We start from the raw sequence: 13,977 nt of genomic DNA, 5'->3' as shown, positions 1-13,977 counted from the left end.
CTTCTTTTTTCTCATGGATGGCTATAGCCACATTCAATAGCGGTACCTGCCGCCGCAAATATCCGCCAGCACCTCCTCGGTGACTTGCACATAAGTCTGGGTACCCGGCAACCAGGCGTAGATCGGGTCATCGCCGGTTTTGTTCGGGTCGAAGGCTTCGTCCTTGAGTCGGGTCTTCTGGTATTTGAAGGTCCCGGTGGTTTCCATTTTCACTTTCACCCGTAGGAAAAGTGGCACCGCATAGGCAGGCATTTGCTGCTTGGCGAAAGCCAGCAACTCGCTGAAATCCAGGGTCGCCAGGGATTCAGCCGGCGTGATTGCCGCCATCCCGGCACGTCCGTTGGTGTTGTGGATTTCCACGCCATAGGCCACGGCTTCGGCGATCTGCGGGTGTTGCAGGAGGATATTCTCGACCTCGGTGGTCGAGACGTTTTCGCCTTTCCAACGGTAGGTGTCGCCCAAGCGATCGACAAACTGCGCGTGGCCAAAACCGATGTTGCGCAGCAAGTCACCAGTATTGAAGTAACGGTCGCCCTTCTTGAACACGTCGTGGAGCACGACTTTTGCGGTCTTCTGCGGATCGGTGTAGCCGTCCAGCGGCGCCTTATCGTCGATCCTCGCCAGCAGCAAACCCTGCTCGCCCTTGGCCACTTTACGCATGAAACCCTTGGCATCTCGCGTGGGTGCGCCGCTGTCGTGGTCGTACGCCACCAGTTCCCAGGACATCAGGGAAAAACCGATGGTGTTGTCGAAGTTGAGGATATTGGTGAAGCCGATATTGCCGTCGCTGGCGGCGTACAGCTCGCAGATATGGTCAACGGCAAAACGCGTCTTGAACTCGCTCCACGCGCCGGGGCGCAGACCATTGCCGATCATCTTCGTCACGCTGTGCCGACTGTCATCGACGCTGCGCGGTTGATCCACCAGGTAGCGGCACAATTCGCCGACGTAACCGAGGGTGGTCGCCCGGTATTTGCGCACGTCACTCCAGAACTGGCTGGCGCTGAACTTGCGGCGGATGGCAAACCCCGACGCCCCGCTGATTGCCGAACCCCAGCACACGCAGAGCCCGGTGGCGTGGTACAGCGGCAAGGTGCAATAGACGATGTCCTGCGGCTGCATATCCAGAGCAATCAGCCCGAAGCTGGCGGAGCTGCGCATCCAGCGGCCGTGTTTGAACACCCCAGCCTTGGGCAACCCGGTGGTGCCCGAGGTGTAAATGTAGAAACAAGGATCGTCGAGAAAAACCTGCTGGCTGCTGACGGGGTTATCGCTGCACGCTTCGGCGCTGGCCGTCATCAGGTTGATGAAGCCATCGGGCGAATTGCCCGGATGGCGATAAGTGTCTTGATCGGCGACAAACCAGGTGCGCGCCGTATCGATAGACACCCGCTCGCGGACCGCATTGAAGGCCGAAACCAACTCGTCGCCGACCACGATCGCCACCGGCGCCACCAGGTTCAGGCTATGGGCCAGGGTTTCGCGGGTCTGGGAGGTATTGAGCAACGCACTAATCGCACCGACCTTGGCCACCGCCAATATCGTCACCAGCAGTTCCGGACGGTTTTCGATAAAGATCGCCACCACATCGCCCTTGCCGATGCCTTGGCCTATCAAGTGATGGGCGATGCGATTGGCCCACTGATTGACCTGTGCATAAGTGAGTCTCACCTCACCCTGCAGCAAGGCCGGGCCATCGGGGTTGCGTAATGTCGCCTGCTCGAAGCTCCAGCCGAGACCACACGGTTGGGTCGGGTCCTTGACGTTGGCGGCTTTCATGCCCTTCACCACGCGGGGAATGGCTTTGGCAATGGAAGGCAGCTTGCGGAGCATCATGCCCCAGGTGATCGTGTCGTTCAGCGTGCGGCTCATGATGCTCCCGTTCGATCTTCTTATTGTCGGGTGGCGTTGATTGAGGCCGAAAATACGTCAGCGGTTCTTGAGCTGTACACGCAGTTTTTGAAATGTTTTGTATCCGCGACTGCAGCGTTCGGACCAGAGATCGAAAAGCGGAACCCTGGCGTTGTGATTGGTTCAATCGAATCGACCGACCACGCAAAATGCAGGATGCACGATGGCCATTCGTGCAGATTGCACGAGAGCCAAAAACCCATCAAAATATAAGCCATTGATTTATATGTATTTTTAAAAAAAATGGCACTGGCACAATCACTGCAACTACCTCTCCATGTAGCCCTTCAAGCACTCATGGAGCTGATAGACATGAACCTGATCCAGGAAAAGTTTTCGTCGCTATTCTCCAACTTCGAAGTGACCACCCAGCCACGGCCTGACGGCGGCATTCTGCTGACCCTGCGCAGTACCGACGGCAAAGTCTTCAAACGTTCGATTTCCTACCAGCAATTGCATGCCGGCGATCAGCTGTCGTGGGTGATCAGCGCGATACGTCGTGACGTCGCCGAACAGGCCAGCGAACTGCCGCAGATCTCCATGCTGCAAAGCCAGCAACGGTTCGCCTTGCCGACCTATCACTCGGTTTAAACCCTGCGGTTGTATAAATAAACACGCTACAAACAAACAGGCCGTGAGCGCTTTCGCTTCACGGCCTGAATTGTTTCTGAAACTGCGCAAGACCCTGTAGGAGCAGAGCTTGCTCGCGAAAGTGGTGTGTCAGTCAACATTAATATCGCCTGATACACCGCCTTCGCGAGCAAGCTCAGCTCCTACAGGTTATGTGGTGGTTTACAGGGCGGAAGGATTGATCCGCGCAAAGCTGTCGACGGTCACATGCCCTGCCAGTTCCCCGCCCTCACGGGGCCAGTCCGCAAGTTGCCATAACAGCACGTCGAACACAAAACTCACCGCACTGGTGGTGCCTTCGATGTCGGTGAGAATCGCTCTGATCGGCATCGACTCAGTCCTCGAGACGCGGGAAGCGGCTGGCGATGTCATCGCCGGTGAAACTGGCCACCCAGCCTTCGGGGTTGTTGAACAGTCGGATGGCGACGAAATGCGGATGCTCGCCCATGTCAAACCAATGCGGCGTACCGGCCGGCACCGAGATCAGGTCGTTTTTCTCGCAGAGCACGGCGTAGACGTAATCGCCGATGTGCAGGCTGAACAAGCCACGGCCGGTGACGAAAAATCGTACTTCATCTTCAGCAAGGCAGTGTTCATCGAGGAACTTGGCGCGCAACTCGGCTTTTTGCGGATGATCGCTGTTCATGCTGATCACGTCGACAGTGAGATAACCGCGCTCGGTCATCAGCTTGTCGATTTGCTCCTGGTAGGCGGCGATTACTTCTTCCTGGCTGGCGCCTGGCTGGATTTTCGCCGTGGCTTGCCAACGGTCGAAGCGCACGCCCTGCTCGGCCAGGGTCGTGGCAATGTCTTCGAGGTGGGTCAATACTTTGTTCGGCAGGTCGGGGCTGCTGACGTGGTAAACGGACAGGCTGCTCATCGGGGCAACTCCTTAACGGTTCAGCTTCTTATGGTTCAAGAGTGAGCGCATATTCAATTCGCACTCGAACAAAAATTCAAAGGCCTCGATCTGCCGCAGCGCGTCGCTCATGCGCGCGCCCCACCATACAAAAAAGTCCGGTGTCGATGAATTTCCTGGGCGAGGTGTTCACAGGTAAGGCTCATGGCCTGTCCTCTTGCATACGCGTGGCAATGATAACGGCAGCGGCGAAGGCTGCGAGACTGGCGATACTAAAGGTCAATGTGGCGCCGAGGGCATTCCAGCTGTAGCCGGAATACAGCGCGCCCAGTGCGCCGCCGGTGCCAGCCAGCGCGGCATACAACGCCTGGCCCTGCCCTTGCTGACGCGCGCCGAAGCTACGTTGCACGAACTGGATGGCAGCCGCGTGAAAGCTGCCGAAGGTGGCGGCGTGCAGCACTTGGGCAAACAGCAGCACCCAGAGGAATTCGGCAAACGAACCGAGCAACAACCAACGCAGGGCCGCCAGCAGGAAACTCGCCAGCAGCACCCGGCGCACCGAGAAGCGCGCCAGAATCTTGCTCATGGCCAGGAACATTAATACTTCAGCGACCACGCCCAAGGCCCAGAGCATACCAATCAAGCCACGGGTGTAACCCAGTCGCTCAAGGTGCAGGGTCAGAAAGGTGTAATACGGCCCATGACTCATCTGCATCAGCGCCACGCAACCATAGAACGCCAACACCCCGGGGTTGCGCAATTGCTGGAGGAACCCCTCTCCCGCCAACCGTTCACTCTGTACCGGTTGCGCGTTGGGCACCCACAAACTACTGACGACGATCCCGGCCATGATCAGCACCAGCGCCACCGGATAGATGTCCAGGCTAAGCCATTCGAACAACCGGCCGAGGGCGACCACGGTGATGATGAAACCGATGGAGCCCCACAGGCGAATCTGACTGTAGCGAGATGTCTGGCCGTTCAAATGCGCCAGGGTGATGACTTCGAACTGCGGCAGTACCGCGTGCCAGAAGAACGCGTGCAAGGCCATGACCATCGCCAGCCACGCGTAGCTTTTGCTGACGAAAATCAGTGAGAAGGTCAGCAGCGTACAGACCGCGCCGAACCGCACGATGGCCAGACGTCGCCCGGTGTAGTCACCGAGCCAGCCCCAGATGTTCGGCGCCACGCAGCGCATCAGCATCGGGATCGCCACCAGTTCGCCGATGCGCGCACTGGAAAAGCCCAGGTGATCGAAGTACAGCGCCAGGAATGGCGCTGTCGAACCGAGCAAGGCGAAATAGAACAGATAGAAACTGGAAAGCCGCCAGTACGGGAGCGCCGCCACGTTGTCAGACCGCAGCGGCTATAAGGTCAGCCATTAAAGCTGACCCAGCACCGGAGTGCTCACGCGCACATCGGCATTCTGCCCGCGATGACGCAGCAGATGATCCATCAATACGATGGCCATCATCGCCTCGGCGATCGGCGTGGCGCGGATGCCGACGCACGGGTCGTGACGGCCTTTGGTGACAACCTCAACCGGATTGCCATGGATGTCGATGGAGCGGCCCGGCGTGGTGATGCTCGATGTTGGCTTGAGCGCCAGATGCGCAACAATCGGCTGACCGGACGAGATGCCACCGAGAATGCCGCCTGAGTTATTGCTGAGGAAACCTTCCGGGGTCATTTCATCACGGTGTTCAGTACCGCGCTGGGCGACGCTGGCAAACCCGGCGCCGATTTCCACGCCTTTAACCGCGTTGATGCTCATCAGCGCGTGGGCCAGTTCGGCGTCGAGACGGTCGAAGATCGGCTCACCAAGGCCAGGCATCACGCCTTCGGCGACCACGGTGATCTTCGCGCCGACCGAATCCTGGTCGCGACGCAACTGGTCCATGTAGGCTTCCAGCTCCGGCACTTTGTCCGGGTCGGGGCTGAAGAAAGCGTTTTCTTCCACCGAATCCCAGGTCTTGAACGGAATTTCGATCGGGCCGAGCTGGCTCATGTAGCCACGAATGACGATGCCCTGGGTGGCCAGGTACTTTTTCGCAATCGCCCCTGCCGCCACGCGCATGGCGGTTTCACGGGCCGAACTGCGACCGCCGCCGCGGTAATCGCGCTCGCCGTATTTGTGGTGGTAGGTGTAGTCGGCGTGGGCCGGGCGGAACAGATCCTTGATCGCCGAATAGTCCTTGGACTTCTGGTCGGTGTTGCGGATCAACAGGCCGATGGCGCAACCGGTGGTGCGGCCTTCGAACACGCCGCTGAGGATTTCGACTTCGTCGGCTTCCTGGCGCTGGGTGGTGTGGCGGCTGGTGCCGGGCTTGCGGCGATCCAGGTCGCGCTGCAGATCCTCAAGGGAAATCTCCAGGCCCGGCGGGCAGCCATCGACAATGGCGACCAACGCCGGACCATGGCTTTCGCCCGCGGTGGTGACAGTGAACAGCTTGCCGTAGGTATTGCCGGACATGCGGGACGCTCCGTGAAATCGAAACTAAAATACGTAATGCGCGCCAGTATACGCAGGCTACCCGACTAGTTCATCCTCGAACCTTATGGGTGCCTGCGAGTCCAACCGGCACCGAGTGGATGATGGCGTGATGATGCTGCGAGTTCTAGCCTTGAGCCTTACCTTGTTTACCGGCTTTACACAGGCCACTGTCCTGCAACGCCCGATCACATTGGACACGGGGAGCGGCGAGCTTTTCGGCTCGCTGTTACTGCCCAAGTCCGACACGCCGGTGCCGGTTGTCCTGATCATTTCCGGCTCCGGCCCTACGGATCGTGACGGAAACAACCCCGACGGCGGACGCAACGACAGTCTCAAACGACTGGCGTGGGTGCTGGCCAAACACAACATCGCCAGCGTGCGCTACGACAAGCGCGGCGTGGCGGCGAGCCTGGCTGCGACTCCAGACGAACGCAATCTGTCGGTGGAGGCTTATGTGGCCGACGCCGAAGCCTGGGGCCAGAAGCTCAAAGCCGATCCACGCTTTGGCAAACTGATTTTGCTGGGCCACAGCGAAGGTGCGTTGATCGCCAGCCTGGCGGCGCCAAACGTCGATGCCGCGGCGGTGATTTCCATGTCCGGCAGCGCCCGACCAATCGATCAGGTCCTGCGCCAGCAATTGAGCAATCGCCTGCCACCGCCGTTGATGCTGCGCAGCAATGAGCTGCTCGACAGCCTCAAGGCCGGCCACACCGACGATAACGTGCCACCGCAATTGCAGGTGATTTTCCGCCCCAGCGTGCAGCCGTATCTGATTTCGCTGTTCCGCCAAGATCCGGCGGCGGCCTTCGCCAAACTGAAAATGCCGGCGCTGATCATCCAGGGCAGCAACGACATTCAGGTCGGCGTGGGTGACGCCAAGACACTCAAGGCCGCCAAACCGGACGCTGAACTGGCGCTGATCGAAGGCATGAACCACGTGATGCGCATCGTGCCCAACGACGTGAAGCGGCAATTGGCCTCCTATAAAGATCCGCAATTACCACTGGCAGCCGAACTCGGCGCGCGAATCCTTGGGTTTATTGACGGACTTCGCTCCAGTTAACCGAGGTTTACCCTCCAGTCCTGAAAAAAACGGCCGATAAGCCTTTGTCGCCAGCGCACTGGCTGGCGGCAAGCAGGGCTTGGACAGGATCTCGCCGTTATGACTGATACCCAGACTTCACCCGACACCACCGCTGAAAAAGACGCACCGCCAGCGGTCGAGCTGCCGTGGGCGGACGTCCACGTCGAGCACCACAAGATGCTCCGCCTGGCGCCGCTGCAAACCGACCGCAACACCGGTGGACGGCCATTGCGCTTTGTCGAATTCGGTTACGCCGAACGCAATAGCAAGGAACACAGCCTGATGCGCATGGCTATCAAGCTGCCGGGCCAGCGCGTGCGCAAAGAACAGAACCATCTGGACGTGTGGGTCGATCACACTGCCAAACGCGTGCATTTCGTGCCGGAAAGTGGCTTGCAAATCGAGCCGATGAACCGTGGCATCGGGCGTTATATGGCCGCTCAGGGCATTACGTGGGTGAAGAAGAGATGGCCCGCCTACACCGTCGACGGCACTGACCTGAACAACAAGGATGCGCTGAACGAAGACACTCGTCTGCGCCGCGATCACTTTCTGCGGGTGCACGGTTTTGACGTGGTCTACGCCGACGCCCAGCATTTGAAGGGCAGCGTTAAAGAGGTGTCGGTCGGTGATTTGCTCGGCGACTGGAACAGCGAAAAGCTGCAGCAGGTAGAAATCCTCGAAGCCGCGCAGATGCTCCAGCAAGCCGAGCAGAACCTGGCGGAACAGGAAGTCAAACTGAAGAAGCACGAAGAAAAAGTCAGCAAGTACAAACGCGAAGACGCCGGGCTGCGTTTTACCATTACGTGTCTGGTGGCGTTTGCGGTGTTTCAGGCGGGGTTGTTGATCTGGATTGCTACGCATCGGTAGAGATTTGAGACCGAGGCGCGGCCATCGCGGGCAAGCCTCGCTCCCACAGGTTTTGTATCGTGTCCAAATGATGTGGCACACACAAAACCTGTAGGAGCGTGGCTTGCCCGCGATAGCTTTCTCAGGTCAGACGCGAGAAGCGAACAACGCCTGATGATCGCGGCACTGCTCCGCTGTCAGCATGAACACCCCATGCCCACCACGCTCGAACTCCAGCCAGGCGAAGTCGACTTCCGGGTACAGCGCTTCGACGTGAACCTGGCTGTTACCCACTTCGACAATCAGCAAACCTTTCTCGGTCAGATGTTCCGCCGCTTCGGCGAGCATGCGGCGCACCAGGTTCAAACCGTCGTCGCCACAAGCCAGGCCCAGCTCCGGTTCGTGCTGATACTCGTCCGGCATGTCGGCGAAATCTTCCGCATCAACGTAAGGCGGGTTCGACACGATCAGGTCGAAACGCTGGCCCGGCAAACCATCGAAGCCATCGCCCTGAACCGTGTACACCCGCTCATCGACGCCATGACGCTCGATGTTCTGGTTGGCCACTTCCAACGCTTCGAACGACAGATCGGCCAGTACCACTTCGGCGTTCTGGAACTCGTAAGCACAGGCGATACCGATGCAACCGGAACCGGTGCACAAGTCGAGGATGCGCGCTGGTTCGGCGCCGAGCCACGGTTCGAAACGCTTTTCGATCAACTCGCCAATTGGCGAACGCGGGATCAGCACGCGTTCGTCGACAATGAACGACATACCGCAGAACCAGGCTTCGCCCAGCAGGTAAGCGGTCGGAATGCGCTCTTCGATGCGGCGCTTGAGCAAGCGTTGCAGATTGACCAACTCGTCTTCTTCCAGATTGCAGTCGAGGTAGCTATCGGCGATTTCCCACGGCAAGTGCAGCGCACCCAACACCAGTTGACGGGCTTCGTCCCAGGCGTTGTCGGTCCCATGGCCGAAAAACAGATCCTCCCCATGGAAGCGGCTGACGGCCCAACGGATATGGTCACGCAGGGTACGAAGTCGGGAAGTGATCACGGGGCAAACTCCAGAAAAAACGACTGACGATTCTAACAGCCAAAAGGCGCCGCGACGACGCAGGAAAAACACCGGATCAGATGTAGGACTCTTCTATTTTTTCAGCAGTCTATTGAACAGAACGAGTATCTTGACGAGGCTGCGACCCAACAACGGCGGTGCCTACGATGGTAGCGATTCACAGAAGCGCTCAGCCAGAGGACAATGTCGCAAAAGCCCCACCCGAAGGAGCCCCAGAATGTCCGTTCCAAAAACGATGTTTCAACTCAGCGGCCGTGGTTATGCAGCGGCCAATCTGGGTCATGCGACCCTTGTCATCATCGATGCCCAGAAAGAATACCTCAGCGGCCCCTTGGCACTGAGCGGCATGGATGCTGCCGTCGCGAACATCAAGCAACTGGTAGCCGCTGCCCGTGCAGCCGGTCGGCCGATCGTACACGTGCGCCACCTCGGCACCGTCGGAGGGCTGTTCGACCCGCAAGGCGAGCGCGGTGAGTTCATTCCGGGCCTGGAGCCACAGGGCGACGAAACCATCATCGGCAAATTGCTGCCGAGTGCGTTTCATGGCACCGAACTGCTGGAGCGCTTGCAGAATCTCGGCTCGCTGGACCTTATCGTCTGCGGCTTCATGAGCCACTCCAGCGTCAGCACTACCGTGCGTGCCGCGAAAAACCTGGGCTTTCGTTGCACATTGGTTGAAGACGCCTGCGCGACTCGCGACCTGCCCTACAAGGGTGGCGTCCTGAGCGCCGAGCACGTTCAGCACACCGAAATGGCGATCATGGCGGACAATTTCGCCACCCTCGCCCTGACGCACGAACTGATCTGATCGACCGTCGATGAGCGGTCCATGCCGCCGCTCATCCGCAAAAGCCTCTCATTTGCTGTAATTGCCCTAGCCTCAGGAACATCCCGGTCAACTCCCGGTCGAAGGGCCGATACCCATTGAGGAAGGTCGGAATGAAGTTATCCGATGGTTTTGATGCACGCCGCTTGCGGCCCAAAGGCCAAAGCAACTGGCGTTTTCGCTTCGGCGCAGCGTTCGCTGCCTTACTGGCGACGTGCGGTGTGTTGCTGGCGATGGCCGGCGCGGCCAGCCTGCTGGGCCGGCCACCGGCGCTGGGCGAATTGAATGCCAGCCCGCTGGGCTCGGCGATCATTCTGGCCGTGGGCCTGTTCGTGCTGTACATCGGCGTGTGGCTCTGGCGCCGCTGCCGTCGCCGTTCGCGCCAGTCGCGAGAGCTGAACATGTCTCCACACCTGATGAAAAAACACGACTAAGCCCAAAGCCGGACGTTTTGTCGCGCCCGATTCGTCCCGACTTGGGTAAACTGGCCGCCCTTCGCGGAGGCTGACATGCAAGACGACGATTTTTCCCTGTTCAAAAGCGCGATCCAAGGCGTCAAGCCGATCAAGCACGATCGCGCCGAAACCGGCAAACCCAAGGCCGATCGCGCGCAAATCGCCAAGCTGCGCCAGGCCGCCACTGTGCGCACCGATGCCACCACCGTTGACGGGCTGTCCGATCAGTTCGTCATTGATGTCGGCCCCGAAGATGAGCTGATGTGGGCCCGCGACGGTGTCCAGGAAAGCCAGATGCGCAAGCTGAAGATCGGACAGATTCCGTTCGAAGGCAGCCTCGACCTGCATGGCATGAACGTGGAAAAGGCCCGTGAAACCCTGTGGGCCTTTCTGGCCGAAGCGACCAAATTCGAAATCCGCTGCGTACGTGTCACCCACGGTAAAGCGGTGCGTCTGGACGGCAAGCGGCCGATGATCAAGAGCCATGTCAACACGTGGCTGCGTCAGCATTCACAGGTGCTCGGCTTCACCTCGTGCCAACCGAAACACGGCGGCGCCGGAGCGGTTTATGTGATGCTCAAACGCACCATGATGGAAGGTCGCGACGAGTGATGCTGTCGCTTCACGCTTGCAGCGCCGTGTCCGTCACCGTACCCTTGCCCTTTGCGTAAAATCCCACAGGTAGTTTCATGTCCCTGGAACAGAATTACACCGAGATTCTCGGCCAATTGGGCGAGGACGCCTCCCGCGAGGGCCTGCTCGACACGCCAAAACGTGCCGCCAAAGCCATGCAGTACCTCTGCCGCGGTTATGAACAGACACTGGAAGAGGTCACCAACGGTGCCTTGTTCAGCTCCGACAACAGCGAGATGGTGCTGGTCAAGGACATCGAGCTCTACTCGTTGTGCGAGCACCACATGCTGCCGTTCATCGGCAAGGCCCACGTTGCCTACATCCCGAGCGGCAAGGTTCTGGGGCTGTCGAAAGTCGCGCGTATCGTCGATATGTACGCCCGCCGCCTGCAGATCCAGGAAAACCTCAGCCGCCAGATCGCCGATGCGGTCCAGCAAGTCACCGGTGCGCTGGGCGTTGCGGTGGTGATCGAGGCCAAGCACATGTGCATGATGATGCGCGGTGTGGAGAAACAGAATTCGACGATGATCACCTCGGTGATGCTCGGCGAGTTCCGCGAAAACGCGGCCACCCGCAGCGAGTTTCTCAGCCTGATCAAGTAATTCGCAGCACGAAGAAAACCGGCACTGATCGCCGGTTTTTTTTCGTCTGCGAAAAATCAGGTAAGCTGCGCGCCTTCTGTTTGCCCTGTGAGGCTTATCCCGTGTTCGTTAAAGCGCTTCGTATCGGCCTCGGCCAACTAATCATCTTCATCGACTTCATCACTCGTCCAGGCAAGAAGCAGCGCCCCGCCGCCGCTCAGGCTCAGGTCGAAACGGCCGCCAAAGACCTGACCCTGTATCAGTTCCACGCCTGCCCGTTCTGCGTGAAAACCCGCCGCACCCTGCGTCGCTTGAACGTTCCGGTGGCGTTGCGCGATGCGAAGAACAACGAACAGGATCGCCAGGCTCTGCTGGAGCAAGGCGGCAAGATCAAGGTGCCGTGCCTGCGCATCGAAGAGAATGGCCAGACCACCTGGATGTATGAGTCCAAAGTGATCATTGATTATCTGGATAAGCGGTTTGCTGCTGCCTGATAGTTTTGTGGTGTTCCGACCGGCGCCATCGCGGGCAAGCCCGCTCCCACAAGGATTTGTAGAGTAAATGGGATCTGTGTTTAAAACAGATCCACTGTGGGAGCGGGCTTGCCCGCGATGAAGCCAGACCAGCCACCACAAACTTCAGACAAAAATAAACCGGCCGATTGGCCGGTTTATTTGTTCACACCCTCCCCTCAGGCTGCTTCTGCCGCCTGTGCCTGACGCACCAACGTCGCCAATTGCTCGAGCTGCCCACCCTGCGGCACGTTCCACTGCGCCAGATCGGAAAAGGTTGGTGGTGAATCTGGCCTTGGGGAAAAGTCAGGTGGCAGCTGAGTGAACGCTCTACCCGCGACATGTGTATCGACTGATCTAAAGCTATCGCGGGCAAGCCACGCTCCCACAGGGGAATGCGCTCACCTGTAGGAGCGAGGCTTGCCCGCGAAGGCGTCCTTCCTGGCGATATATCCCTATTGCCAAACTTTTCGTCTACAAAATCAAAAACATTATTTGCTTTATTTGTATACAAAAGCATAATTCGCTTCGTGCGAGTTCCTGACCATCAGGTCAACAAATTCGCAAATGCCTCAAAGGGTCGCTGCCACCCTCATGGGTCCGGCCCTGGAAATAACAATAAAACTCTTGAGGAGTATTCGCTGTGGAAAGCCGCAAATCCGAAGCCCCGACGCTGGAACTCTCACCGCCATTACGCAATGGCTGGCTGGAGCGCATCTTCAAACTCAGCTTGCACGGCACCACGGTGAAGACCGAGCTGATCGCCGGTCTGACAACCTTCATCACCATGGCCTACATCATCTTCGTCAACCCGAACATCATGGCCGATGCCGGCATCAATCACGGTGCGGCGTTCGTCGCCACCTGCATCGCTGCCGCGCTGGGTTGCCTGCTGATGGGGCTATACGCCAACTGGCCGGTCGGCCTGGCGCCGGGTATGGGCCTGAACGCGTTCTTCACCTACACCGTGGTCGGCACCATGGGCTACAACTGGGAAACCGCCCTCGGTGCGGTGTTCGTTTCCGGTGTGTTGTTCATGTTCCTGACCTTTTCCCGGATTCGCGAATGGCTGCTCAATAGCATTCCAGTGAGTTTGCGCTTTGCCATGGGCGCCGGTGTGGGCCTGTTTCTGGGGCTGATCGGCTTGAAAACCGCGGGCATCGTTGTCGATAGCCCGGCCACCCTGATCAAACTCGGCTCCCTGCGCGAGCCTGGCCCGTTGCTGGCGGCCATCTGCTTCCTGATGATTGCCGTGCTCAGCTACCACAAAGTGTTCGGCGCAATCCTCATCAGCATCATCACCGTGACCCTGGCTGGTTGGGGCTTGGGCCTGGTGCATTACGAAGGAATCATGTCTGCCCCGCCGAGCCTGGCACCGACCTGGATGGCCATGGACGTCGCCGGGGTATTCAATGTCAGCATGATCAGCGTGGTACTGGCCTTCCTCTTTGTGCACATGTTTGACACCGCTGGCACCTTGATGGGCGTTGCCCAGCGCGCCGGCCTGGTGAACGCCGACGGCAAGATCGAAAACCTTTCCCGCGCCCTCAAGGCCGACAGTGCTTCCAGTGTGTTCGGTGCGGTGGTCGGTGTTCCGCCAGTCACCAGCTACGTGGAAAGTGCCGCGGGTGTAGCAGCGGGTGGTCGGACTGGTCTTACCGCAGTGACCGTAGGTGTGCTATTTATTGCCGCAATGTTTTTCGCACCGTTGGCTGGCATGATCCCCGCTTATGCAACCGCTGGTGCGCTGATTTATGTGGCAATGCTGATGATGGGCGGCATGGCGCACATCGAATGGGACGAAGCGACCGACAGCATTCCGGCGATCGTTACCGCGATCATGATGCCGCTGACCTTCTCGGTCGCCGACGGCATTGCGCTGGGCTTTATCACTTACGTGACGCTGAAGGCCGGCACCGGTAAGTACAAGGAAATTTCCGTCAGTCTGTGGGTGCTCTGCGCGATCTTCATCGCCAAGTTCATTTTCTTGTAAGCCGTTTACGATTCAAAAGCAGTGTTTCAAAACAGCCTCACCCCGTCGGGTGAGGCTTTTGTGCAAATGGAGG

14 protein-coding genes and 3 pseudogenes are annotated in these 13,977 nt (G+C 58.8%); 9 read left to right on the top strand and 8 right to left on the bottom strand.

What is annotated here, in order from left to right:
- Positions 1–33: 33 nt before the first annotated feature.
- Positions 34–1,872, bottom strand: coding sequence for a long-chain-acyl-CoA synthetase (locus F6R97_RS24945; RefSeq protein WP_315867237.1), 1,839 nt, complete (start codon positions 1,870–1,872; stop codon positions 34–36).
- 351 nt (positions 1,873–2,223) lie between these two features.
- On the opposite strand from F6R97_RS24945, the gene F6R97_RS24940 reads away from it, so the two are divergent.
- On the top strand, positions 2,224–2,502 hold the full coding sequence (locus tag F6R97_RS24940) for a DUF3509 domain-containing protein (protein ID WP_038979780.1): 279 nt from the start codon (positions 2,224–2,226) through the stop codon (positions 2,500–2,502).
- A 201-nt stretch (positions 2,503–2,703) separates the two neighbouring features.
- On the opposite strand, the pseudogene F6R97_RS24935 reads toward F6R97_RS24940, so the two are convergent.
- The 6 genes and pseudogenes from F6R97_RS24935 to aroC form a co-directional block, all read right to left on the bottom strand.
- Positions 2,704–2,809: pseudogene (locus F6R97_RS24935) on the bottom strand (acireductone synthase); the annotation flags it as partial.
- A pseudogene (locus F6R97_RS24930) lies at positions 2,800–2,871 on the bottom strand (acireductone synthase); the annotation flags it as partial. The pseudogenes F6R97_RS24935 and F6R97_RS24930, both read right to left, overlap by 10 nt.
- 4 nt (positions 2,872–2,875) lie before the next feature.
- Positions 2,876–3,421 carry a 1,2-dihydroxy-3-keto-5-methylthiopentene dioxygenase gene (locus tag F6R97_RS24925; RefSeq protein WP_048394412.1) on the bottom strand — a complete coding sequence of 182 codons (546 nt, stop codon included), beginning with the start codon at positions 3,419–3,421 and terminating at the stop codon, positions 2,876–2,878.
- A gap of 12 nt (positions 3,422–3,433) precedes the next feature.
- A pseudogene (locus F6R97_RS24920) lies at positions 3,434–3,544 on the bottom strand (hypothetical protein); the annotation flags it as partial.
- Positions 3,545–3,602: 58 nt separating this feature from the next.
- Entirely contained in the window at positions 3,603–4,748 is a 1,146-nt protein-coding gene (locus F6R97_RS24915) for an MFS transporter (protein ID WP_038979777.1), read from the bottom strand.
- Between the two features lie 33 nt (positions 4,749–4,781).
- Positions 4,782–5,873 (bottom strand): chorismate synthase, encoded by a 1,092-nt coding sequence (gene aroC / locus F6R97_RS24910; RefSeq protein ID WP_038979776.1) that lies wholly within the window; start codon positions 5,871–5,873, stop codon positions 4,782–4,784.
- A gap of 85 nt (positions 5,874–5,958) precedes the next feature.
- On the opposite strand from aroC, the gene F6R97_RS24905 reads away from it, so the two are divergent.
- The gene (locus F6R97_RS24905) at positions 5,959–6,957 is read left to right on the top strand and encodes an alpha/beta hydrolase (RefSeq protein ID WP_315867236.1); all 999 of its coding nucleotides are present in this window, start codon (positions 5,959–5,961) and stop codon (positions 6,955–6,957) included.
- Between the two features lie 99 nt (positions 6,958–7,056).
- Positions 7,057–7,848 carry a hypothetical protein gene (locus tag F6R97_RS24900; protein WP_048394409.1) on the top strand — a complete coding sequence of 264 codons (792 nt, stop codon included), beginning with the start codon at positions 7,057–7,059 and terminating at the stop codon, positions 7,846–7,848.
- A gap of 126 nt (positions 7,849–7,974) precedes the next feature.
- On the opposite strand, the gene prmB is transcribed toward F6R97_RS24900, so the two are convergent.
- Positions 7,975–8,883, bottom strand: coding sequence for a 50S ribosomal protein L3 N(5)-glutamine methyltransferase (prmB, locus tag F6R97_RS24895; protein ID WP_038979773.1), 909 nt, complete (start codon positions 8,881–8,883; stop codon positions 7,975–7,977).
- 238 nt (positions 8,884–9,121) lie between these two features.
- Between prmB and F6R97_RS24890 the strand changes: the two genes are divergently transcribed.
- The 6 genes from F6R97_RS24890 to F6R97_RS24865 all read left to right on the top strand — a co-directional run bounded on the left by F6R97_RS24890 (position 9,122) and on the right by F6R97_RS24865 (position 13,904).
- Positions 9,122–9,712 carry a cysteine hydrolase family protein gene (locus F6R97_RS24890; RefSeq protein WP_038979772.1) on the top strand — a complete coding sequence of 197 codons (591 nt, stop codon included), beginning with the start codon at positions 9,122–9,124 and terminating at the stop codon, positions 9,710–9,712.
- A gap of 131 nt (positions 9,713–9,843) precedes the next feature.
- Complete coding sequence (locus F6R97_RS24885; RefSeq protein ID WP_030131642.1) at positions 9,844–10,164, top strand: hypothetical protein; 321 nt, start codon at positions 9,844–9,846, stop codon at positions 10,162–10,164.
- A 75-nt stretch (positions 10,165–10,239) separates the two neighbouring features.
- The gene (locus F6R97_RS24880; RefSeq protein WP_007898817.1) at positions 10,240–10,797 is read left to right on the top strand and encodes a Smr/MutS family protein; all 558 of its coding nucleotides are present in this window, start codon (positions 10,240–10,242) and stop codon (positions 10,795–10,797) included.
- 77 nt (positions 10,798–10,874) lie between these two features.
- Entirely contained in the window at positions 10,875–11,420 is a 546-nt protein-coding gene (gene folE, locus F6R97_RS24875) for a GTP cyclohydrolase I FolE (protein WP_007898818.1), read from the top strand.
- Positions 11,421–11,521: 101 nt separating this feature from the next.
- A complete protein-coding gene (locus F6R97_RS24870; protein ID WP_048394407.1) occupies positions 11,522–11,893 on the top strand; it encodes a glutathione S-transferase N-terminal domain-containing protein in 372 nt (123 codons plus the stop codon).
- 661 nt (positions 11,894–12,554) lie between these two features.
- Positions 12,555–13,904: an NCS2 family permease gene (locus F6R97_RS24865; RefSeq protein ID WP_038979770.1), complete on the top strand. Its 1,350-nt coding sequence runs from the start codon at positions 12,555–12,557 to the stop codon at positions 13,902–13,904.
- Positions 13,905–13,977 lie beyond the last annotated feature (73 nt).

It is taken from the genome of Pseudomonas sp. JV414 (genome assembly GCF_032424305.1).
Taxonomy (GTDB): domain Bacteria; phylum Pseudomonadota; class Gammaproteobacteria; order Pseudomonadales; family Pseudomonadaceae; genus Aquipseudomonas; species Aquipseudomonas lini.
The sequence above is the reverse complement of the archived record's forward strand: the minus strand, read 5'-3'. Positions and strand labels throughout refer to the sequence as shown.

Bases quoted from the DNA above. Each gene is read 5' to 3' on its own strand.
- F6R97_RS24945 (WP_315867237.1), bottom strand. From the start codon at position 1,872: ATGAGCCGCACGCTGAACGACACGATCACCTGGGGCATGATGCTCCGC.
- F6R97_RS24940 (WP_038979780.1), top strand. From the start codon at position 2,224: ATGAACCTGATCCAGGAAAAGTTTTCGTCGCTATTCTCCAACTTCGAA.
- F6R97_RS24925 (WP_048394412.1), bottom strand. From the start codon at position 3,421: ATGAGCAGCCTGTCCGTTTACCACGTCAGCAGCCCCGACCTGCCGAAC.
- aroC (WP_038979776.1), bottom strand. From the start codon at position 5,873: ATGTCCGGCAATACCTACGGCAAGCTGTTCACTGTCACCACCGCGGGC.
- F6R97_RS24905 (WP_315867236.1), top strand. From the start codon at position 5,959: ATGGGTGCCTGCGAGTCCAACCGGCACCGAGTGGATGATGGCGTGATG.
- F6R97_RS24900 (WP_048394409.1), top strand. From the start codon at position 7,057: ATGACTGATACCCAGACTTCACCCGACACCACCGCTGAAAAAGACGCA.
- F6R97_RS24890 (WP_038979772.1), top strand. From the start codon at position 9,122: ATGTCCGTTCCAAAAACGATGTTTCAACTCAGCGGCCGTGGTTATGCA.
- F6R97_RS24885 (WP_030131642.1), top strand. From the start codon at position 9,844: ATGAAGTTATCCGATGGTTTTGATGCACGCCGCTTGCGGCCCAAAGGC.
- F6R97_RS24880 (WP_007898817.1), top strand. From the start codon at position 10,240: ATGCAAGACGACGATTTTTCCCTGTTCAAAAGCGCGATCCAAGGCGTC.
- folE (WP_007898818.1), top strand. From the start codon at position 10,875: ATGTCCCTGGAACAGAATTACACCGAGATTCTCGGCCAATTGGGCGAG.